Genomic DNA, 21,676 nt, shown 5'->3' on the forward strand with positions numbered 1-21,676 from the left:
GCCAAAAATGGGTTAGCCACGCTTAGGCTTAATTAAGCTTACCGCAGCACTGTTTGTACTTTTTGCCTGACCCACAAGGGCAAGGGTCATTACGCCCTACTTTGGGTCCTTCACGCCGCATTGGGCGTCCATCGGCCCCCGGCAGCGGCTCGGCTTCTGTGTCGCTGCTACTATCCGCGGCCGGGTCATCGTGGCGGCTGTCAGCGGTTGCCTGCTCGCGTGCGAGCGCTTCGCGCCGCTGAGTCTCAAGCGCTTCCACCTCTTCCGGCTGACGCACTTGGACGTGACTCAGAATACGTGTCACATCGGCTTTGATGTTGGTCAGCAGGTACTGAAATAGCTCAAACGACTCGCGCTTGTATTCCTGCTTGGGGTTTTTCTGTGCATAGCCCCGCAGGTGAATACCTCGACGCAGGTGGTCCATCGACTGAAGATGTTCTTTCCAGCGGGTATCCAGCACCTGCAGCATGACCTGTTTTTCAAATCGACGCATCAGCGTCTCACCTGCGGCTTCCACCTTGGCCGCGTAGGCTTCACGGTGCATGGTTTGCAGGCGCTCGCGTAGTTTTTCTTCGCTAAAGCGCTCATCCTCTTTGGCCCACTGCACCACTGGCGCTTCTAAGTTGAACTCCGTTTTCAAATGCGCCTCAAGCCCAGCGAGATCCCACTGCTCCGCCAAGCTCTGCGGTGGCACGAAATCGCTGATGGCGTCTTCCATGACTTCTTCGCGGATGCCGACAACTGCGTCTGATACATCGTCAGAGGCGAGGATTTCATTACGCTGCTCATAGATAACACGGCGCTGGTCATTGGCCACGTCGTCGTACTCAAGAAGTTGCTTGCGGATATCGAAGTTGCGTCCTTCGACCTTCTTCTGAGCACGCTCCACCGCGTTAGAGACCATTTTGTGCTCAATAGCCTCACCGTGTTCAAGCCCTAGTGCCTGCATCAAGCGTTTAACGCGATCCGAGCCAAACAGACGCATCAAACTGTCTTCCAGCGATAGGAAGAAACGCGTGGAGCCAGGGTCTCCCTGACGACCCGCACGGCCCCGCAGCTGGTTATCAATCCGACGCGACTCGTGGCGCTCAGAGCCCACCACGTGCAAGCCGCCCGCTTCCAGTACCGAATCATGGCGCTTTTGCCATTCGGCTTTCACCGTATCGATCTGCGCTTGGGTGGGGTTTTCCAGCTTCGCGACTTCGGCTTCCCAATTACCCCCTAGCACAATATCTGTACCACGACCGGCCATGTTGGTGGCAATCGTAACCGCCCCGGGCCGACCGGCCTGGGCAATAATTTCGGCTTCGCTCTGGTGCTGCTTCGCATTGAGGACGTTAAAATCGACCTTCGCCTCACGCATCAAATTCGCCAGATACTCAGACGTTTCGATAGAAGCCGTACCGACCAGAACCGGACGTCCGGCTTCGGTTTCCGTTCTTACGTCTTTGATTATCGCTTCAAATTTCTCTTCGGCGCTCAGGAAAACAAGGTCGTTTAAATCTTTCCGCACGAGCGGCCGGTTGGTCGGGATGACCACCACGTCGAGGCCGTAAATTTGGCGGAATTCGAACGCTTCGGTATCCGCCGTACCGGTCATGCCCGCTAGCTTTTCGTAGAGGCGGAAGTAGTTCTGAAATGTGGTTGAGGCCAAGGTCTGGCTTTCACGCTGAACCGTGACGCCTTCTTTCGCTTCAACGGCCTGGTGTAAACCTTCCGACCAACGCCGTCCGGGCATGCTGCGGCCGGTGTGCTCATCGACGATGACGACTTGGTCTTCACTGACGATGTAATCAACGTCTTTGTGATAAAGATGCCGGGCACGCAGGGCCGAGTGCATGTGCTGAAGCAAGTTGAGGTTCTGGGCGGCATACAGCGAATCTTCTTCGCTTAGCAGCCCTTCTGCCCGCATCAACTCTTCGACTTTATTGTGGCCCTGCTCGGTTAGCTCGACTTGCTTGTGCTTTTCATCGAGCAGGAAATCACCGACGACCGTCGGCTCATCACCCTCAATTTCTTCGCCCTTCTCTAAGTGCTGGGCAAGCCGGTTAACAACGCCGTAAAGGTCGGTGTTCTCGTCCACCGCACCCGAGATAATCAGTGGTGTGCGCGCCTCGTCGATCAAAATCGAGTCGACTTCATCGACAATCGCATAGTGCAATCCGCGCTGTACTTTATCGTCGAGGGAAAAGGCCATGTTATCGCGCAGGTAGTCGAAACCAAACTCGTTGTTAGTCCCGTACGTAATATCGCACTGATACGCGTGACGCTTTTCCGGGCCGGTTTGGCCGCTAAAAATCACCCCGACCGATAGGCCTAAAAATTCATAAAGTGGCCGCATCCAGTCGGCATCACGACGGGCGAGATAGTCGTTAACGGTCACCACGTGAACGCCCTTAGCCGGCAGTGCATTAAGATAGACGGCAAGCGTTGCAACCAGCGTTTTCCCCTCACCGGTTTTCATCTCCGCAATACGGCCACGGTTCAACGTCATCCCGCCAACCATCTGCACATCGAAATGGCGCATTCCCATGACACGCTTGCTCGCCTCACGAACTACCGCAAATGCCGTAGGCAACAAGCTATCGAGTGGCTCATCGTTGTTGAGCCTCTCGCGTAGCTCTAGCGTTTTGTTTTGTAATTCCGCGTCGCTTAGGGCTTCAAACTCACCCTCTAGCGCGTTGATGTGCTGGACGCTTTTATGCATCCGTTTAACGTCGCGGTCGTTTTTTGATCCGACCACCTTGCGCAATAAATTATTGATCATGAAACATCCAGTTAACTAGGCAGTGTGGAGTGTGCCTTGCAGATAGCAGGCAAATGACATTAACTCGTCACCTATTTGCCTGGCGGCCCACGCCGTGTCTGTACATCTTGCGCGGCGACCAAGGCCACGACCACATTACGAACAAGCACCATGATTGATGTATGCTGTGCTCGGCGCAGCGAGGAAAAATGCACGACAAAATAATGCCGCAACTGGCGTTTAAGCGCGATTCTCCGTGACCGCGCACGCAATACTGCCGGCACCCAAAGATAGGTGCACACGCTGCGCTCACCATTTCGTAGTGCTTCCGCCGGGTGTAAACTTGCCGGTAACAAACAGCTGACCAGAAGCCCCGCTAACCACCAGCGCGCCGCGGCGTACCGGCGTGGCGACCGGGACGAACTCAACGTAGCGTTTGAGGTAGCAGGCATGCAGTGAGGCGCTCCTGAGCGTGTTGGCTGATGAATAATGAAACCGTCATTCTCCCCTGCTAGGTGATAGGACGCTGAGGAGTTAAGCGCATGAGTATAAAGGTTAAGCGTTCCCGCGCACAGCCCATCGCCCAACTGCTCAATCAGCGTGGCGAACTGGGGTTGTTGATGCGTCAGTCACGTTTGATTGACCAAGCACAGCGGCATTTGCGAGCGCACCTACCCGAAGAAATGCGAGCGCACGTTTTTGTTGGCGGCTTTCACCAGGGAAAGCTAACCGTTATCAGCAGCCAGGCCAGTTGGTTAACGTGGCTACGCTTTGAGCAAACACGCCTGTTAGGATTGCTACACCAGCTTCCCGGTTTTGAAGGCGTGACGGGGCTTACCTTTAAAGTTCGCCCCGTGCGGCCGGTAACACCGCCACCGCGCAATTCAAGAGTTCTCTCATCAAGGGCAGCGCAAACGCTTAATGATTGTGCCAGCGACACTGACGATCCCGCTCTCAAACGGGCACTCGCTAAGCTTGCTTCACACGCAGAGCGAACGCCAGATGCATAAAAGCACCGCCGAAGCGGTGCTTTATATGGCTAAGTTAAAGCGTTTTAACTAAGCCATTGCCGGCGCGGCATAAGAGATCGGGGCAACCGCCGCTTCTTCCTCAAACGTGACAATCTCATACGCATCGGGCTGTGCAAGCAATTCACGACACAGTTGATTGTTCAGTGCGTGGCCTGATTTCACTCCACGAAACTCACCAATCAAACTGTAACCTAGCTGGTAAAGATCGCCGATAGCATCCAAGACTTTATGCTTGACGAACTCGTCGTCGTAACGCAGGCCGCCCTCATTCACGATGCGGTAGTCATCGACCACAATCGCATTATCTAAACTGCCGCCTAGCGCCAAGTTGTTAGAGCGCAAAAATTCAATATCACGCATAAAACCAAAAGTACGGGCGCGTGAGACTTCTTTGACAAACGAGGTGGTAGAAAAATCGATGTGGGTTGTCTGATTTTGCTGTTCAAACACAGGGTGATCAAAGTCAATCGAGAAAGTCACTTTGAAGCCCTGATGCGGCAAGAAAACTGCTTCTTTATCCTCATCCTGAACGGCTATGCGTTGTTTGATGCGGATAAACTTCTTGGCTGCCGACTGCTCTAGGATGCCCGCCGACTGAATCAAAAACACAAATGGACTAGCACTGCCATCCATAATCGGCACTTCAGCAGCACTCAAATCAACATAAGCATTATCGATACCAAGACCGGCCAGTGCCGACATCAAGTGTTCTACCGTCGCCACTTTAACACCGCGATGAGAAAGCGCCGTGCATAATGTCGTATCTTCCACCAGATCTGCCCGTGCAGGCACCTCAACCACTGGATCTAAATCGGTTCTTACGAACACGATGCCTGTGTTAACCGGTGCGGGACGCAACGCCATATCCACTCGCTTACCTGAGTGTAGCCCCACTCCAGTGGCTCGAATAACGTTTTGCAGGGTGCGCTGTTTGATCATGGGCAGTGGTCGTACTCTGGTAACAATGAAGAAGGATGATGGCAAGTGTCGCGGTGAAAAGAATTATCGAACAGTGTTCATAGTAGCAGCAAACGTACTTTTTACCAATAAAAAGCACGTTTGCTGCGTTTCACAGTGCCCGATGCGTCGATCAATCTGCCTGACGACGCAAAAATGCAGGAATATCCAAATAGTCATCGGCATCTGCAGCGCGACGTTTCTCGGGGCGAGATTTCGCCTGCTGCTCAGGCGCTTCGGCGCGGGCAGCCGCCTGCTGTTGACGCATCACCGTTGGCTGTTGCAGCTTGCGGTAATCGGAAGATGCATCGGCCTGGGCACGACGCGCGGGCTCACGGGCAGGCGCAGCTTTTGCTTGATTACCATCTAGCCCGGCAGCCACAACGGTCACGCGTAGCTCATCCGACATTTCCATATCAATAGAGGTGCCCACCACGATAGTGGCTTCTTGTGAGGCAAACTCTTGAACCGTTGCCCCCACATCGTTGAACTCACCAATGGAAAGATCTGGCCCGGCGGTGATGTTAACCAAAATACCGCGAGCACCATGAAGATCTATATCTTCCAATAGCGGGCTGCGAATGGCTTTCTCTGCCGCTTCGCGGGCTCGGTTTTCGCCGGTTGCTCCGCCAGTGCCCATCATGGCCATGCCCATTTCAGACATCACCGTGCGCACGTCGGCAAAGTCGACGTTGATAATACCCGGGCTCGTAATAAGCTCTGCGATGCCCTGTACCGCGCCTAAAAGAACATCATTAGCCGCGCTGAAGGCCGTGAGCAACGTGGCGCTCTTGCCTAATACAGAGAGAAGTTTTTCATTAGGAATGGTAATCAGCGAATCGACGTGTTCAGAGAGCTCTTTCATGCCCTCTTCCGCCGCACGCATGCGCTTAGGCCCCTCAAACGGGAAGGGACGCGTCACGACAGCAACGGTAAGAATACCGAGCTCTTTCGCCACCTGCGCCACTACCGGGGCACCGCCTGTCCCGGTACCCCCACCCATACCAGCGGTGATAAACACCATATCGGCACCGTCTAAGAGCTCCGCAATGCGATCACGATCTTCCATAGCGGCTTGGCGACCCACGTCAGGGTTGGCTCCGGCGCCAAGACCTTTGGTAATTTCACTGCCAAGCTGCAGGACCGTCTTCGCAGATACACGTTTGAGTGCCTGAGCGTCGGTGTTGGCGCAAATAAACTCGACGCCTTCAATGTTGCTTTCCACCATGTGGTTGACGGCATTACCCCCGCCGCCGCCGACGCCAACGACTTTTATGACCGCACTGCTCGAGGGTGCGTTATCTACCAATTCGAACATAGCCCCGTCTCCTGAACCGCGATTGCGGCCCTGTCAGAAATTTCCTTTGAACCAGCCCTTAATTTTCACTAATGGCGAGCTGTCACCTTTTATTTCGCGTCGCGCTCCATCATGGCGACCACCAACGGACCCCTTCATACTTTGACCCTCACGCTGATGTCCGTGACGTGCTTCTTGCAAAGCGTAGTGCAATAACCCCACTCCCGTCGCGTAAATTGGGTTACGAACCACATCGGAGAGCCCTTTTACATTTTGTGGGCAGGCAATACGCACTGGCATATGGAAAATTTCCTCAGCCAGTTCGCTAACCCCTTCCATCCGCGAGGTGCCGCCGGTTAGGACGATCCCGGCTGCCACCATATCCTCATAACCACTACGGCGTAGTTCGTCGCGCACCAGTGTAAACAACTCTTCGTAACGAGGCTCTACCACCTCGGCCAGCGCTTGACGAGATAAATCCCGTGCGGGGCGATCACCTACGCTGGGTACTTTTATCATTTCATCGCTTGCCGCAAGTTGAGTCAATGCGCAAGCATATTTCACCTTGATCTCTTCAGCATGTTGTGTGGGCGTGCGTAGCGCCATCGCGATATCGTTTGTCACCTGGTCGCCCGCGATAGGAATCACGGCCGTGTGCCGAATCGCACCTTCGGTAAAAATCGCCATGTCGGTGGTACCACCACCAATATCGACCATACAAACGCCTAGTTCGCGCTCATCCTCGGTTAATACCGCCATGCTGGAGGCGAGCTGTTCAAGAATAATCGCGTCAACTTCAAGGCCACAGCGACGTACACACTTTTCAATATTCTGCACGGCATTGAGCGCCGCGGTGACTAAGTGGACCTGGGCCTCAAGACGCACGCCTGACATACCCAGGGGCTCACGAATACCGCCTTGCGCGTCAATCGCAAATTCTTGAGGCAGAACATGTAAGACGCGCTGCCCTTCAGAAATAGCCCGCGCGCGCGCCGAGTCGATCACACGATCAATATCTGAGGTCGTGACTTCACGCTCTTTAATCGCAACGACGCCATCTGAATTCATCGAGCTAATGTGACTACCCGCGACACCAACATAAACCGAATGAATATCGCACCCAGCCATGAGTTCTGCTTCTTCCACGGCGCGCTGAATCGATTGCACCGTGGATTCAATATTAATCACCACGCCACGCTTCATCCCTCGCGACGGGTGTGCACCGATGCCGGCGATCTCGATACCGCCATCATCCGTCGGCTGCCCGACAATAGCGACTACCTTGGACGTACCAATGTCCAACCCGACCACCATATTGGATGCGTTAGGTGAACCTGCCATGAGTCGGGATATCTCCTTATCGCTACACGTTACAAAACAGTTAAAAGCACTATTTAAACCAAATGGCAATATCCGCCACCAAGATTAGTGATGTCTATACAAAAATGCATAGTATATCAGTGGCGCGGATATAACGATCCTTATTCGCCACAATACTGCTCTAGCGTCATAATTTAAAGCCCAAATATGGTGGCTTCCACGTTGGCAACCACTTACTTTTACGCTGACCTTACTTTGACTGTACGCAAATAGATTCAAGTGGTGTATGGAAATACAAACATAGTAGTGAATAAAAAGCGTCCTGAAATAGCATCAGGAGACATTATTTACTGATCGCATTAATTCGGCGTTACTCTTTTTCTAATGTTTCAAATGTTTCTTCGCCGTGCCACGAAACCGCCACCCCATTGGGGTAACGCAGGTCAATATAGCGAATAGTGTCATTAAAGCGGTGTAATTCGCGTTGCCACGAGGCCGCTAGTCGCGCTAAGCGAATATCATGCTGGCGACGGCCTAGCATAATCCACGTATCGTCATTAACCTGCAACCGCCAAGCCCCACGTGGCTCAAGGCGAAGCTGATGTAACGCCAGCGACAAGCGCGAAAAACGCAGTTCAAGCGACTGATAATAATCCAGCACTTCTTCACTGCTGCCTGCCGGCCCTGCCAAGTCTGGCAGTTTATCCGGCGCCTCCAGCGGGGCAAAGGCAAAGGGCTCGCCTTCGGGGTTTAATAAGTACTCATCATTCCAGCGTGCGATGGGTTCCTGCTCAATTAACTCAAACACTAAGCTATTGGGCCACTGCCGCGAAACACGAGCCTCATAAAGCCAGCCGATATCGAGCACACCTTCCCTTAATTCGCCTAGATCCACCGAAAGCCACGTCGCATTACGCACCAACGGCGCTAACTGGGTGCGCAAATACTCGGCGCTGACGTAATCCCACTCCCCGCGGATGGAGACCCGCTCCACCGGCCGGTCTAGCCATAGCCACAGGGCTCGTCCGCCGGCACCGACAAGTAGCACCAATAATAGCAGGCCAAGCCAAGCGTTACGCCGTTTCATGACCATCCGATGCAGAGGCGTTTGGCCGCTCGGCGGTGGTCAAAATAGCCACGACCAGCTGGTCAAAACTAATGCCCGCGTAATCTGCCGCTTGAGGTACCAGACTATGGTCTGTCATCCCCGGGACGGTATTGACTTCTAGCAGCCAAAACTTGCCTTCGCCATCGCGCATCACATCAACACGCCCCCACCCGGAGCCGCCAATCGCTTCGAAAGCTCGCTGGCAAAGCGCAGAAAGCGCTTTCTCGTCTGCCGCCGACAAGCCGCAGGGCAGATGGTACTGCGTGGTATTGGAAAGATACTTGGCTTCGTAGTCATAAAACCCGCCAGGGACTTCCACCCGAATCGCAGGCAGGGCGCTATCACCGAGCAGCGCCACCGTATACTCTTCGCCCACGATAAAACGCTCGGCCATGACCTGAGCATCAAAGCGTGCTGCCTCACGATAAGCCGATATCAGCTCGGCTTTCGAACGCACAATATTAATCCCGAGGGTCGAGCCTTCATGCACCGGTTTAACTATCAGTGGAAGCCCCAAACGCTCGGCCACGCCATCCCAATCTGAATGCTCGTCCAGAATAATGCTTTCCGGTGTTGGCAGGTTCAGGGCTTGCCAGACAAACTTGGTGCGTTGTTTGTCCATGCCTAGCGCGGACGCCATCACACCGCTACCTGTGTAAGGAATATCCAGCAATTCAAGCGCGCCTTGTAGCGAGCCGTCTTCACCGCCACGCCCATGTAATGCAATGAACACTTTATCCGGTGCTAACTGCTCCAACCCGGTCAAGCCACGTTCATGCGGATCGTAACCCACCACGTTGATACCTTGGCGCTCAAGCGCGGCTAATACGGCCGCCCCGCTTTTTAGCGAGACCTCACGCTCTGACGAGGTGCCGCCATACACCACAACGACACTCTCTTGCGGCATTTTTTGGGCCGACAACGGTTCACTCACAGCACCACCTCATCAAATGAAAGCTTCGCCTGCGCAAGACGCAAAGCGATACCACCCACATCCCCGGCCCCTTGTGTTATCAAAATATCACCCGGGCGCAGCACATTTGTTAATAATCCTGGCAGCTCTTTCTTGTCTTCGACAAAGAGGGGGTCAACATCGCCACGCTGACGGATAGAACCGGCAAGCGTACGCCCCTCGGCGCCGGGAATCACCGCTTCCCCGGCGCTGTAGACATCCAACAGCACGAGGGTATCGACCTGCGAAAGCACGCGGACAAAATCTTCGTAAAGATCGCGCGTACGGGTATAGCGGTGTGGCTGATAAAGCATGACTAATCGCCTATCCGGCCAACCGGCACGCACCGCTTGAATGATCATGTCCACTTCGCGGGGATGGTGGCCATAGTCATCCACCAGCATGATTTCGCCATCGTTACGCGGTGCGGAGAAATCGCCATGAACCTGAAAGCGCCGCCCCACGCCGGCAAAGCTTGAAAGCCCGCGCTGAATCGCGGTATCGCTCACCCCGGCATCGGTCGCCACCACGATGGCGGCCATTGCATTGAGCGCATTGTGACGCCCCGGCATCGCTAAGCGAACGCTTAGTGGCTCGGCGCCATCCGGGCGCAGCGCAGTAAACGTTACCTCACCGCCGTGCTGGGAAAAATCGACGATGCGGTAATCTGCATCCTCCTCAAACCCATAGGTGACAAACTGCCGCTTCACTTGATCACACAGCTTGCGAACATGCGGGTCATCGATACACAACACAGCGAGCCCATAAAACGGCAAGTTGTGCAGGAATTCGATAAACGTGCTTTTTAAGCGCTCAAAGTCCCCGCCGTAGGTAGCCATATGATCGGCATCGATATTGGTCACAATCGATACCATGGGCTGAAGGTGCAAAAACGAGGCATCCGATTCATCCGCTTCCGCCACGAGATAGTCGCCTTCCCCAAGACGCGCATTAGTACCCGCACTGGTCAATTTGCCGCCAATAACAAAAGTGGGGTCAAGCCCGCCTTCGGCGAGCAGCGTCGCGGTAATGCTCGTGGTGGTGGTTTTACCGTGAGTGCCGGCCACCGCGATACCGTGACGAAAGCGCATCAGTTCGGCGAGCATTTCCGCCCGGCGAACGACGGGCACGCGATGCTCGTGAGCCCAGTCGATTTCAGGGTTAGTCGCATCAACAGCGCTAGAGACCACGACCACATCGGCGCCTTCAACGTGTTCACGGGCATGGTCAATGGCGACGTTAACACCGCACTGACGCAATCGCTCGACAACCGGCGATTCCTTAAGATCACTACCGCTAACTTGATAGCCTTGATTTGCCAACACTTCGGCAATGCCGCACATGCCGGCGCCACCAATACCCACGAAGTGAATCCGTTGAATTCGGCGCATACCGGGGCCGCTGACGCGGCGTGAATGGCGGGCTTTGGGCGTCGTTTCAGTCACGCGCACTCTCCTTCTGGGCAAGCGTTAAACAGCCTTGCATCAACCGCTCGGTCGAATCGAGATAGGCGGCCTGACGCGCCTTTGCTGCCATCTCGGCCAGCGTGTCAGGACGCAGTAAGTCATTAAGCGCTTGGGTAAGCCGCGCCTCGGTCAACTCAGACTGGACCACACAAACAGCGGCTTGCGTATCGACCAGCGCTTGCGCATTAATCCGTTGATGGTCATCCACTGCAAACGGAAACGGCACAAACAGCGCGGGCTTGGCTGCCACCGCTAACTCCGCCACAGTGAGGGCTCCCGAGCGGCAAACCACAAGGTCAGCCCATTCGTAAGCCGCCGCCATATCATCGATAAAGGGACTTACCTTGGACTCGACATTCTGTGCGCGATAGGCGCTCTGGGTGGCTTCTTCACGGTTTTTACCCGCCTGATGCCACACATCTGGGCGCTTTTCTGGCGTCATTTTCGCAAGCGCAAGCGGTAGACGTTCATTGAGCGCGACGGCCCCCAACGAGCCACCCACCACTAACAGACGCAAGCGGCGCTTGCACATTTCATCCGCCTGGCGCGGTGTTTCACCCAGTGCTGCAATATCGTCACGTACGGGGTTACCAATAACCTCGGCGCGCTGACCAAAGGCCTGCGGAAACGCGGCGTAAGTTTTCTTCGCCAAACGTGACAAGGCGCGGTTGGTGAGCCCGGCGATGGCGTTTTGCTCGTGGATGACAAGTGGGATACGCCCCAACCACGCGGCAATACCGCCGGGGCCACTGGCAAAGCCACCCAACCCCACCACCACATCAGGTCGAAAACGGCGCATGATAGCGCGCGCCTGCCATACGGCGCGGCTGATATTGATCGGCGCTGTCAGCCAGCCGGTCACGCCGTTGCCACGCAGCCCGCTGATACGCAATTGATGTAACGTAATACCTGCCTCGGGCACCAATTGGTTTTCAATACCTCGCGGGCTGCCTAACCACTGAACCTCTACATTTTGCGCCTTCAGCGCCTTAGCCAACGAAAGCGCCGGGATAACATGGCCACCGGTGCCTCCTGCCATGATTAATACGCGTCGACATGCTGTCATCGTCTCGCGGCTCCTTGGTTCTGTTTAGCAGCCACTTGTTCTTAGCTACTTAGTTCTTAGCTACTTAGTTCTTAGCTTACGAAAGGCGCGGCTCTCGACGTGCTTTATAAGGTGTCGGTTTACGCCGCGGCTGCCGTCGAGTTTCGACATCGGTGCGCAGCAATAGGCCGATCATAATGGCCGTTACCAGTAGGCTAGACCCCCCATAGCTAATCAGCGGCAGGGTCAGCCCTTTGGTAGGCAGCAGGCCGGAGCTTACTGCCATGTTAATAAAAGCCTGTGCGGCAATGATAAAGCTAAATCCGTAGCTCACGTAGGCACCAAACAAGTGCCCGGCTAGCTCGGCACGCCGCGCTACCAGCAGTGCTCGTATAATCAGCAGCGTAAAGAGCAATACCAGGCTAATGGCACCGATCATGCCGAGTTCTTCCGCTATCACGGCAAAAATAAAGTCCGTATGCGCTTCGGGTAGATAGTGAAGCTTCTGCACGCTGTTACCAAGCCCTGTGCCGGTGACATGCCCCCGGCCAAAGGCGATTAGCGCTTGGGTAAGCTGATACCCCGTGGCAAATTGATCCGCCCAGGGATCAAGAAAGCTCGTCCAACGCGCCAAGCGGTACGGCTCTATGGCCACCATCAACACCGCGCCGCCGCCTAACAATAGGCCAATCAGCAGCAGCAACAGCATCGACGCGCCCGCCATCACCAACATCCCAATGACGGCGACACTGTAAACAACCGCCCCACCAAAATCCGGTGCGGCGAGCAACAGCCCCACCGGCAAGGCTAAGACGGCTAGCGGCCGCCATATACTCAACGCTCGACGTCGTAATTCGTAGGTAAAACGCGACATAAACGTCGCCAAATAGATAACCAACCCCAGCTTGCCAAACTCAGAGACCTGGATACTCGGAAACGGTCCGGGCAAAGAAATCCAGCGCTTACTGCCGTTGATTTCTTGGCCAATGAACAAAACTAACACCAGTAGAAAAAGCGTGACGAGCATCAGCAAACCAGCATTTTGCCGCCATGCGTCTAACGGCAGGCTTACGACGGCAAGCGTCGCCAACACGGCGACTAAGAGAAAAATGCCGTGCTGGCGTACATAGTGAAAGCTGCTGTCGAGCAAGCCAATCGATGCCGAGCTAACCATGACCCAACCCAGTGCCGCCAGCGCTAGCGACGCCATTACGAGCCAAATATCACAGGGCAAATCGCGCGCTGAAAGCGTCGTTTGCCATCGCCAAAGCCAGCGGGTCATGAGCGCTCCTTCACAGCGTTCGCGTGCTCTTCCACCCAGCGGCAAAACACGTCACCACGGCGCTGATAATTAGGAAACTGATCAAGGCTTGCACACGCAGGCGACAGCAGCACGCAGTCACCTGGTTTGGCAAATCGAGCTACGGCTTCCATCGCCTGGGTTAAATCGGCGTAGTGGTGCGTTTCCACATGCGCTTTTAGCGCCACGTCGAGGCGCAGAGCATCGCGCCCGAATAACAACGCTTGGCGTGCATAGGTCGCAAGCGGTGCGGCCAAGGGGGTAAAGTCCGCGCCTTTGCCATCGCCACCGGCAAGCAAAATAAGTTTGCCACTAAGCGTGGGCCCGATCCCTTCAATCGCCGCCAAGGTTGCCCCGACGTTGGTGCCTTTAGTGTCATTGACCCAACGAACACCTTTGACAGTTGCAACCACCTCGCTACGATGTTTCAACCCTTTAAACTGGCGCAGTACATCGCACATTGCTTGACGCTCAAACCCTAGCACCTGGCCCATGGCTAATGCCGTTAACGCATTGAGCTGGTTATGCTGCCCGGCCATTCCTAGCTCGTGCGTGGACAACCAAGGCCTTGTGCCTTGCATTAAACAAGGGTCTCCGTCGAGCTCGCCTAGCGCCCAGGTATTATCGTCAGGGGTATTTTCTTCAGGGGCATGCCGAGTGAAATATGTGACATGAGCAACGCGATGAGAGGTATCAGGCCAAGTGTTAGGGTCATCGCCATTGACCACCGCATGCTCAGCGGCGAAAAAAACACGCTGCTTAGCTGCGCGATAAGCAGCCATGTCACCGTGGCGGTCAAGATGGTCTTCGCAAAAATTAAGAAATGCTGCGCATTTGGCGCCAAGCGTTGGCGTGGTTTCGAGCTGGAAGCTTGAAAGTTCGAGGATATAAAGCGCTGCATCCGGCTTTTGTACCAAAAGATCAAGCGCTGGCGTGCCCAAATTACCGCCTACCGCCGCGTTAATCCCTGAGGCCAAAGCCATTTCTCCCAACAGCGTGGTGACGGTCGATTTCGCGTTGGAGCCCGTGATCGCGGCAATCGGTGCCGTAGCGGCGCGCACAAAAAGCGCGACTTCCCCGACGACGCGCGGCTCCCCGGAACGCGGGTTGATCTCATCCGCTAATCCGTCAAGGCCGGGGGCACGCGGGTCAATACCAGGACTTACGATCACTTCTTCCACTTGGCTAAAATCAAGCTCTGTCAGTGGGCCGCAGTGAATGGCCACATCTGGATAAGCGCGCTTCACTTCATCAAGCCCCGGTGGCTCGGCTCGCGTATCAGCAATGGCAAAAGGCACGCCGAGACGCGCCAAATGGCGGCAGATAGCACGCCCTGAAACCCCCAATCCCACCACAACGGTGGTGCCTTTTGGCACGGCTATCATCATGGCCCCCTAGCGGACTTTTAGCGTGGCCAAGCCAAACAGCACCAACACAACGGTGATAATCCAAAAGCGCACGATAACCCGCGGCTCGGGCCACCCTTTCAATTCGTAATGGTGGTGCAACGGCGCCATACGGAAGATGCGCCGACCCGTCATCTTGTAGGAGCCAACCTGCAAAATGACCGAGACAGTCTCAAGAACAAAGATGCCTCCCATAATAAACAGCACAATCTCTTGGCGGACGATGACCGCGACAACACCCAGTGCAGCACCCAGCGCTAGCGCGCCCACGTCGCCCATAAAGACTTGCGCGGGGTAGGTGTTGAACCATAAAAAACCCAGCCCCGCCCCTGCAATCGTGGCACAGAAAACCGCCAACTCACCGGTTCCCGCAATGAAGGGAATATGCAAATAGTTGGCAAAAACGGTATTGCCGCTAGTGTAGGCAAAAACGGCAAGCCCCATTGCCACCAAAACGGTAGGCATAATGGCAAGACCGTCTAGGCCATCGGTTAAATTCACCGCGTTGGAACTGCCGACAATGACAAAATAGGTTAAGACGATATAAAAAACGCCCAGCGGTATCACGATATCTTTAAAAAACGGCACTAAAAGGCTCGTTTCCACCGGCGACGCCGCCGTGAGGTAAAGCACCCCGGCGGCGCCAAGCCCGACGACGGACTGCCAGAAATACTTCCAGCGTGCCGGTAAGCCGCGCGGGTTTTTCTCTACCACTTTGCGGTAGTCATCCACCCAGCCAATGGCACCGAAGCCCAGCGTCACCCCGAGCACCACCCAGATATAGTGGTTAGTGAGATCACCCCACAGCAACGTACTCACCGCGATGGCGATTAATATCATCGCCCCGCCCATGGTAGGCGTGCCCGCTTTAGACAAGTGAGATTGCGGACCGTCATCACGAACCGCTTGACCTATTTGACCTTCCACTAGGCGACGAATCACCCAAGGGCCAAGCCATAAACAGAGCAGCAGCGCGGTTAGCGATGCTAAAATAACGCGCAGGGTCAGATAGTTAAACACCTGCAAACCCGGCTGATATTGCGTTAGAAAATTCGCCAAATGGAGTAACATGAACGGCGGTTACCTTATATGGTTAACATGAAGTATCTGCTTGTGTAGCGTCATGGCGCAGCGCTTCAACCAGGCGCTCCATGCCAGCACTACGTGAACCTTTGACCAATAAACTGGCGTTGGGCGGCAACGTGCTCATGAGATACTGCTCTAGCGCCGCATAGTCGTCAAAATGCAGCCCCTTACCAAACGCCTCACTGGCAGACTTAGCCGCTTCACCCAAGGTCAGCAGCTGATCAACTCCTAGCCTTGCCGCATAAGCCCCTACGTCTGCGTGTAATGCCGACGAATCAGCCCCCAGCTCCCCCATCGCACCTAAAGCACACCAACGTGGCCCTGGAAAGCACATGAGCGCATCTAGCGCTACTTTTACCGCTCCGGGATTAGCGTTATAGGAGTCGTCCAACAGCTGCCCGTCTTGTTGATGCGACACTACCTGTAGGCGCCCCGGCAACGTCGATAACGACGACAAACGGGCAACAACCTCATCGCTCGGCACGGACAGACTCAGCGCGGCGGCTGCCGACGCCAGGGCATTGAGTACATTATGCTCGCCCACCAGCGCCAGGGTCACATGGCCTAACGTTTGCCCTTTTTTTACAAGCGTAAAAGCATAACGCCCCTGGGCATCACAAGAAAGCGCCTTGGCCGTCACCTCGGCGTCAGGGTGCAGACCGAAACTTATCACTTGCCTTGGCGCGGCACACTGCTGCCAAAAGTGAAAGTAACGATCATCCCGGTTAAGTACCGCGATACCCTCGGCCGATAAAGCGTGCAGAATTTCGCTTTTGGCCTGGGCAATTTGCCCCATCCCGCCAAATTCGCCCACGTGCGCACCAGTGACATTGGTAATCACCGCGACCTGGGGCGACGCCAGGGGGGCCGTCCAGGCAATTTCACCCAAATGATTGGCACCCAACTCGACGACAGCCGCGCGATGCTCATCGTTTAACCCCAAAAGGGTTAACGGAGCGCCAATGTCGTTATTTAGGTTTCCATGCGTTGCGTGTACTATGCCATGCGCTTTCAATAGCGCGGCCGTCATCTCTTTTACCGTGGTCTTGCCGCTGTTTCCCGTGATGGCTACCACCGGACCCTGCCAGCGCCTTCGCCACGCTTGGGCCAGCAGCCCCAGTGCCAAGCGCGTATCCGCACAGGTAACTTGGGGCAACGGGCAATGTTCATCGCGCTCGGCTACCAGCGCCGCTACAGCGCCCTGCTCGTACGCCGAAGCGAGAAAGGCGTGGCCGTCAAATCGATCACCTTTAAGGGCGACAAACAAACACCCCGGTACGATTTGACGCGAATCCGTCGCTACCGTCGTCACACTAAGCGCGGCATCGCCTGCTGGGCAGTCACCCCCCACCGCAATAGCCACATCATCCAGCGAGAGCGTTGTCATGCCTGGCCCCTTGCATCTAACGCCTTTTGTACTTCGTCGCTATCCCGATACGGCTCACGCACGCCGTTAATCTCTTGGTAGGTTTCATGCCCTTTACCGGCGACTAAAATGACATCATTCGGCGCGGCACTGGCCACCGCATGCGCGATCGCCGCGCGGCGATCGCCTATCTCGGTAACGTTTTCCAATTGATAAAAGCCCGCCATAATCTCTTGGCGGATCGCCGCTGCGGACTCGCTACGTGGGTTGTCATCGGTCACCACAGAGTAATCGGCATGCGCCTCCACGACTCGCGCCATATCGGCCCGCTTGCCAGTATCACGATCACCGCCACAGCCAAACACGCACCACAGATGACTGGAATGGCCCAAATGTGCCTTTAACGCCTCAAGCGCGTTATGCAACGCATCCGGCGTGTGCGCATAATCAACCACCACGCTTGGAGCGCCATCGCGCTGATATAACTCCATACGCCCCGGCACCGGGGCAATATTCGCGGCGGCCTCCACTAGCGAATCGATAGTCTCGCCCAAGCCATAAAGCGTAGCCATGGCCAGTAATATGTTATCGAGATTAAAGCGCCCCATTAGCCCTAGGTTGAGCACTTTCTCTTCATCAGGCGTGGCGATAACGGCATGCTGCCCTTTGGCGTGCGGCTGCCATTCAAGCACACGTAACGTCACCGCTTCATCTTGCCCAGTGGCCAATACCCGTACCGAGTCAACACAACCTGCAAGCATCAACCGAACCAAGGGGTCATCGCCGTTAACCACCGCACTTTCAAGCTCGGCACGACGAAAGAGCTTGGATTTCGCGGCGGCATACGCTGCCATGCTGCCGTGGTAATCCAGGTGGTCCCGGGTGAGATTCGTAAAAACACCAACTTTGACATCCACCGCATCAAGGCGGTTTTGATCAAGCGCATGGGAAGAGGCTTCCAAGGCAATACGGCGTATGCCTTCGTGCGCCATTTCACCAAGAGTCGCTTGTAGCGCTAGTGGCCCTGGCGTGGTTAAGCCACTGTCGGCGAGTGTCCCGGTACGCCCCACCCCCAGCGTACCCACCACGCCAGCCGGCACACCCAACTGTTCACTCAAATCGGCGATATAATGCGTCACCGAACTTTTTCCATTGGTGCCGGTTACCGCAATTACATCAAGGCTGCTTGGCACGTTAAATAAAGCGCGGCCAAGTTCACCTAAGCGCAGCGACAAATGGGGCATAACAAGGACGCGCCCGTCGAGGTACACCTCGCCATTGCGCGCGTGACTTAGCACCAACGCCGCACCGGCCTCTAGCGCCGCCTCGATAAAATCGCGCCCGTCGCGCTGGCTCCCTGGAACCGCGACAAAAATATCACCTGGCTTAACTAAGCGTGAATCGGTGATCAGCCGCACGTTATCGGTCAACTCTAGCAATGTGTCAGGCAGCTTCGCCGCTGGCCATACCCGCTTGAGCGCCGTGATTACATCGCGTGAACTTAACGTCATGCTTTCTCCTTCCAACCTAGGGCGCCTCATGATCCGGCGGTACATCCAACAGCCGCAGCGCGTTGCCAGTGACACTTGAAAAAACCGGGGCGGCCACAGCCCCCCCGTAAATTTCACCGGCTTTGGGGTGATCAATCATAACAATGGTAACAATGCGCGGGTCAGAAATGGGGGCCACACCCGCAAATACGCTTCGGTAGGCGTTATCGGTATACCCCGACACACCCGTTTTACGCGCTGTGCCGGTTTTACCCCCTACACGGTAGCCTTCCACTCGCGCACGTCGCCCGCCTGAGTCAGGACCAATTGATGTTTCCAATATATGCAACAAATCGTTCGCCACATCAGGCTCAATAGAGGGGATACCTTCAGGCGCTTGCGTTAACCGCAACAAGGAAGGCGGTAGCCTAACGCCGTCGTTGGCAATCGCCGTATACGCACTCGCTAGCTGTAGCGCTGAGGCGGATAACCCGTAGCCATACGATAGCGAGGCTTTCTCGCTGCGCGACCAATGAACTGGCGCGGGCAAACTCCCTGCCGACTCACCGGGAAAACCTGTTCCTGGGTTATGTCCAAATCCCAGTTGATTGTATTTCTCCCAAATCGCCATATCGTCAAGCGCTAACGCCAGTTTCGACATTCCAATATTTGAAGATTTCTCTAAAACCCCGGCTAAATCCAGTTTGCCATAGTTACTTATGTCGTGAATGGTGAACTCATCCAAGCGCATCCAACCGGGAGAGGTGTCCACGACGGTAGTGAGGTCAAACTGGTTGCTTTCCAATACAGCCGCCATGGCCAGCGGTTTTACCACTGACCCTGGCTCAAACACATCCACTACTGCTTGATTGCGCAGCCCCCGTGGGTCAAGACCTGCACGGTTGTTGGGGTTATAGGAGGGCAAATTCGCCATCGCCAACACTTCGCCATTGCGCGCGTCCATCATTACCACCACACCGCCGTCCGCGCGATGCTCTGCGACCGCCGCGCGTAGCTCGCGGTACGCCATGTACTGAAGGCGCTGGTCAATGGCAAGGGTAAGCTTTCCGCCGGGCTCTGCCTCTTCCACCACGCCGAGTTCACGGATCAAACGGCCACGACGATCCTTAAGAACACGCCGCTGCCCAGGGTGGCCAGCCAAGTAAGACTGATAAGCAAGCTCTAAGCCCTCTTGCCCTACGTCATCCACATTGGTCACTCCCAGAAGCTGAGCGGCGACCTCACCGGCAGGATAATAGCGCTTGTACTCCTGCTGAGCGTACACCCCGGGAGTGCGTAAATCTAAAATACGTTGGGCGGCTTGGGGGGTCATATGCCGGCGCAAGTACATAAACTCGTGCTCGCTAAAGCGCGCCAAGCGAGCCTCGAAATCAAGCAGATTCATGCCTAGGGCCTGCGCCAGCACGACTCGCCGCACCGGGTCTTCGGTTAACTCTTGTGGGTTTGCCCATAGCGTCACCACCGGCGTTGAAATTGCCAACGGCTCACCGTTGCGATCAGTGATCATGCCGCGGTGTGCGGGAATGGTTTCATGGCGCAGTGTACGGGCGTCGCCTTGGCTTTGAAGAAAGGGACGATCAATGACTTGGAGCAGCGTAATACGCCCAATGAGCACAGCGGCGACCACGACGATGGCGCATAACACTAACAGAAAGCGTCCGCCGGCAAGCGGCGGTGCGATGGGGGCGGCACGCGAGGAGACACCTCGGGCTTGGCGACTCACGGGCGAATCACCTCAACGTCATGGACATTAGGAATGCGCATATTCAACCGTTCGGTCGCAATTCTCTCCACCCGAGCCGGGGTCGACCATGCACCTTCTTCAAGCAACAATTGCCCCCACTCGGTGTGCAGCTGATTTTTTTCCTGTTCTAAGCGCTGAAGCTCAGCAAACGCAACGCGCGTTTGATGCGTGGTAAGAACCACGGCAAGACCGCTGCCGAGGCAAGCCAAAAACAATAGCGCATTAAAAATGGGCCAAAACCGCCAGCGTAAGCGAAATGGCCACTCGGCTCGCATTGATGCCGCCCACTGCTGAACATTAACCCTAGCCATTATTTACGCCCGCTTACGCGCTGCACGCATGACCGCGCTACGCGCACGTGGGTTTTCCGCCACTTCTACCTCAGAGGGGCGCTGGCCTTTCCCCAGCGCCTCTAAGCGACGGTTGAGTTGATCGTCGCGAATAGGCACACCACGTGGTAAATGAGTGTATCCACGCACGTGATGACGAATAAAACGCTTCACCCGCCGATCTTCCAGCGAGTGGAAGCTGATCACCACCAAATGACCACCGGGAGCAAGCGCTTCAAGGGCGGCATCAAGTGCGGCGTCTAGCTGCTCTAGCTCGCCATTTAAGTAAATACGCAAACCTTGAAACGCTTTGGTCGCTGGGTGGCGCCCCTTTTCCCATGCCGGGTGGGCGGTTTTGAGCACCTCGGCAAGATCAACGGTGTGGGTAAAGGGCTGCTCTCGACGCCGATTTACGACGGCACGCGCGAGGCGTTTGCCAAAGCGCTCTTCGCCGTAGGTTTTGAACACGTGGGCAATATCGGCTTCACTGGCACGGGCAAGGAATTCTGCCGCACTTTCGCCTTGTGTAGGATCCATGCGCATATCAAGTGGGCCATTGCGCATAAAGCTAAAACCGCGCTCCGGGTCATCAAGCTGCGGCGAGGACACCCCCACATCGAGCAAAATCCCGGCGAGTTCGCCGTGGACGTTTTGCTCACGGGCCACGTCGGCTAAGCGCGCAAAATCGCGCTGCACCATGGTAAAGCGTGAATCATTGATCTCTGCCGCCGCCGCGACTGCCTGGGGGTCGCGGTCTAGCGCGATCAAACGACCCGCCTCATTTAAACGCGATAAAATAACCCGGGAATGCCCGCCACGCCCAAAAGTGCCATCAAAATAGACGCCATCGGGCTGATGCACGAGCGTATCGACAGCACCGTCAAGCAACACACTGGTATGACGGAAGCGATTAACGGCTTTTTCAGCCTCTGATGATGGCATGTAGCTCTCACACAGAACGATGACCTAACCCTTAGGCTTGGGAGGTGCATGGCATTGTCAGGAGAGCGCG

17 protein-coding genes are annotated in these 21,676 nt (G+C 55.5%); 1 reads left to right on the forward strand and 16 read right to left on the reverse strand.

The genetic code is table 11. From position 1 onward, the window contains the following. Nucleotides 1-28 precede the first annotated feature (28 nt). Nucleotides 29-2,767: a preprotein translocase subunit SecA gene (gene secA, locus HZS81_RS00215; RefSeq protein ID WP_179928549.1), complete on the reverse strand. Its 2,739-nt coding sequence runs from the start codon at nucleotides 2,765-2,767 to the stop codon at nucleotides 29-31. Between the two features lie 521 nt (nucleotides 2,768-3,288). On the opposite strand from secA, the gene HZS81_RS00220 reads away from it, so the two are divergent. Further along, nucleotides 3,289-3,756 (forward strand): DUF721 domain-containing protein, encoded by a 468-nt coding sequence (locus HZS81_RS00220; RefSeq protein ID WP_179928550.1) that lies wholly within the window; start codon nucleotides 3,289-3,291, stop codon nucleotides 3,754-3,756. A gap of 48 nt (nucleotides 3,757-3,804) precedes the next feature. Here the strand turns inward: HZS81_RS00220 and lpxC are convergent, their stop codons facing one another. From lpxC to rsmH, 15 genes are all read right to left on the reverse strand, one after another. Further along, nucleotides 3,805-4,716, reverse strand: a complete 912-nt coding sequence (lpxC, locus tag HZS81_RS00225) for a UDP-3-O-acyl-N-acetylglucosamine deacetylase (protein ID WP_179928551.1) — start codon at nucleotides 4,714-4,716, stop codon at nucleotides 3,805-3,807. Between the two features lie 151 nt (nucleotides 4,717-4,867). Then, complete coding sequence (gene ftsZ / locus HZS81_RS00230; RefSeq protein ID WP_179928552.1) at nucleotides 4,868-6,052, reverse strand: cell division protein FtsZ; 1,185 nt, start codon at nucleotides 6,050-6,052, stop codon at nucleotides 4,868-4,870. Nucleotides 6,053-6,085: 33 nt separating this feature from the next. Then, nucleotides 6,086-7,372, reverse strand: coding sequence for a cell division protein FtsA (gene ftsA / locus HZS81_RS00235; RefSeq protein ID WP_179928553.1), 1,287 nt, complete (start codon nucleotides 7,370-7,372; stop codon nucleotides 6,086-6,088). A gap of 349 nt (nucleotides 7,373-7,721) precedes the next feature. Further along, nucleotides 7,722-8,438, reverse strand: a complete 717-nt coding sequence (locus tag HZS81_RS00240; RefSeq protein ID WP_179928554.1) for a cell division protein FtsQ/DivIB — start codon at nucleotides 8,436-8,438, stop codon at nucleotides 7,722-7,724. Further along, complete coding sequence (locus tag HZS81_RS00245) at nucleotides 8,425-9,366, reverse strand: D-alanine--D-alanine ligase (RefSeq protein ID WP_179929001.1); 942 nt, start codon at nucleotides 9,364-9,366, stop codon at nucleotides 8,425-8,427. The genes HZS81_RS00240 and HZS81_RS00245 overlap by 14 nt, the downstream gene beginning before the upstream one ends. Nucleotides 9,367-9,389: 23 nt before the next feature. Continuing rightward, nucleotides 9,390-10,802, reverse strand: a complete 1,413-nt coding sequence (murC, locus tag HZS81_RS00250; RefSeq protein WP_179929002.1) for a UDP-N-acetylmuramate--L-alanine ligase — start codon at nucleotides 10,800-10,802, stop codon at nucleotides 9,390-9,392. Between the two features lie 46 nt (nucleotides 10,803-10,848). Further along, entirely contained in the window at nucleotides 10,849-11,943 is a 1,095-nt protein-coding gene (gene murG / locus HZS81_RS00255; RefSeq protein ID WP_179928555.1) for an undecaprenyldiphospho-muramoylpentapeptide beta-N-acetylglucosaminyltransferase, read from the reverse strand. Between the two features lie 76 nt (nucleotides 11,944-12,019). Continuing rightward, on the reverse strand, nucleotides 12,020-13,204 hold the full coding sequence (gene ftsW / locus HZS81_RS00260) for a putative lipid II flippase FtsW (protein ID WP_179928556.1): 1,185 nt from the start codon (nucleotides 13,202-13,204) through the stop codon (nucleotides 12,020-12,022). Next, nucleotides 13,201-14,607, reverse strand: a complete 1,407-nt coding sequence (gene murD / locus HZS81_RS00265; RefSeq protein WP_179929003.1) for a UDP-N-acetylmuramoyl-L-alanine--D-glutamate ligase — start codon at nucleotides 14,605-14,607, stop codon at nucleotides 13,201-13,203. Before murD ends, ftsW begins: the two co-directional genes overlap by 4 nt. 9 nt (nucleotides 14,608-14,616) lie before the next feature. After that, nucleotides 14,617-15,699, reverse strand: coding sequence for a phospho-N-acetylmuramoyl-pentapeptide-transferase (gene mraY / locus HZS81_RS00270; protein ID WP_179928557.1), 1,083 nt, complete (start codon nucleotides 15,697-15,699; stop codon nucleotides 14,617-14,619). 22 nt (nucleotides 15,700-15,721) lie between these two features. Beyond that, the gene (locus HZS81_RS00275; RefSeq protein WP_179928558.1) at nucleotides 15,722-17,101 is read right to left on the reverse strand and encodes a UDP-N-acetylmuramoyl-tripeptide--D-alanyl-D-alanine ligase; all 1,380 of its coding nucleotides are present in this window, start codon (nucleotides 17,099-17,101) and stop codon (nucleotides 15,722-15,724) included. Continuing rightward, nucleotides 17,098-18,591, reverse strand: a complete 1,494-nt coding sequence (locus HZS81_RS00280; RefSeq protein ID WP_179928559.1) for a UDP-N-acetylmuramoyl-L-alanyl-D-glutamate--2,6-diaminopimelate ligase — start codon at nucleotides 18,589-18,591, stop codon at nucleotides 17,098-17,100. Before HZS81_RS00280 ends, HZS81_RS00275 begins: the two co-directional genes overlap by 4 nt. A 16-nt stretch (nucleotides 18,592-18,607) precedes the next feature. After that, a complete protein-coding gene (locus HZS81_RS00285) occupies nucleotides 18,608-20,314 on the reverse strand; it encodes a penicillin-binding transpeptidase domain-containing protein (protein WP_179928560.1) in 1,707 nt (568 codons plus the stop codon). After that, nucleotides 20,311-20,646 (reverse strand): cell division protein FtsL, encoded by a 336-nt coding sequence (ftsL, locus tag HZS81_RS00290; protein ID WP_179928561.1) that lies wholly within the window; start codon nucleotides 20,644-20,646, stop codon nucleotides 20,311-20,313. Before ftsL ends, HZS81_RS00285 begins: the two co-directional genes overlap by 4 nt. A 3-nt stretch (nucleotides 20,647-20,649) precedes the next feature. Beyond that, the gene (gene rsmH, locus HZS81_RS00295; RefSeq protein WP_179928562.1) at nucleotides 20,650-21,606 is read right to left on the reverse strand and encodes a 16S rRNA (cytosine(1402)-N(4))-methyltransferase RsmH; all 957 of its coding nucleotides are present in this window, start codon (nucleotides 21,604-21,606) and stop codon (nucleotides 20,650-20,652) included. Between the last annotated feature and the right edge of the window lie 70 nt (nucleotides 21,607-21,676).

Origin of the sequence: Vreelandella salicampi, assembly GCF_013415105.1 — a bacterium.
GTDB lineage: Bacteria > Pseudomonadota > Gammaproteobacteria > Pseudomonadales > Halomonadaceae > Vreelandella > Vreelandella salicampi.

Excerpts from the sequence above, each read along its gene's own strand:
- rsmH (WP_179928562.1), bottom strand. The coding sequence starts at position 21,606 with ATGCCATCATCAGAGGCTGAAAAAGCCGTTAATCGCTTCCGTCATACC.
- lpxC (WP_179928551.1), bottom strand. The coding sequence starts at position 4,716 with ATGATCAAACAGCGCACCCTGCAAAACGTTATTCGAGCCACTGGAGTG.
- ftsZ (WP_179928552.1), bottom strand. The coding sequence starts at position 6,052 with ATGTTCGAATTGGTAGATAACGCACCCTCGAGCAGTGCGGTCATAAAA.
- ftsW (WP_179928556.1), bottom strand. The coding sequence starts at position 13,204 with ATGACCCGCTGGCTTTGGCGATGGCAAACGACGCTTTCAGCGCGCGAT.
- murD (WP_179929003.1), bottom strand. The coding sequence starts at position 14,607 with ATGATAGCCGTGCCAAAAGGCACCACCGTTGTGGTGGGATTGGGGGTT.
- HZS81_RS00240 (WP_179928554.1), bottom strand. The coding sequence starts at position 8,438 with ATGAAACGGCGTAACGCTTGGCTTGGCCTGCTATTATTGGTGCTACTT.
- HZS81_RS00220 (WP_179928550.1), top strand. The coding sequence starts at position 3,289 with ATGAGTATAAAGGTTAAGCGTTCCCGCGCACAGCCCATCGCCCAACTG.
- ftsA (WP_179928553.1), bottom strand. The coding sequence starts at position 7,372 with ATGGCAGGTTCACCTAACGCATCCAATATGGTGGTCGGGTTGGACATT.
- HZS81_RS00275 (WP_179928558.1), bottom strand. The coding sequence starts at position 17,101 with ATGACAACGCTCTCGCTGGATGATGTGGCTATTGCGGTGGGGGGTGAC.
- HZS81_RS00280 (WP_179928559.1), bottom strand. The coding sequence starts at position 18,591 with ATGACGTTAAGTTCACGCGATGTAATCACGGCGCTCAAGCGGGTATGG.
- murC (WP_179929002.1), bottom strand. The coding sequence starts at position 10,802 with ATGCGCCGAATTCAACGGATTCACTTCGTGGGTATTGGTGGCGCCGGC.
- mraY (WP_179928557.1), bottom strand. The coding sequence starts at position 15,699 with ATGTTACTCCATTTGGCGAATTTTCTAACGCAATATCAGCCGGGTTTG.
- secA (WP_179928549.1), bottom strand. The coding sequence starts at position 2,767 with ATGATCAATAATTTATTGCGCAAGGTGGTCGGATCAAAAAACGACCGC.
- HZS81_RS00245 (WP_179929001.1), bottom strand. The coding sequence starts at position 9,366 with ATGCCGCAAGAGAGTGTCGTTGTGGTGTATGGCGGCACCTCGTCAGAG.
- ftsL (WP_179928561.1), bottom strand. The coding sequence starts at position 20,646 with ATGGCTAGGGTTAATGTTCAGCAGTGGGCGGCATCAATGCGAGCCGAG.
- murG (WP_179928555.1), bottom strand. The coding sequence starts at position 11,943 with ATGACAGCATGTCGACGCGTATTAATCATGGCAGGAGGCACCGGTGGC.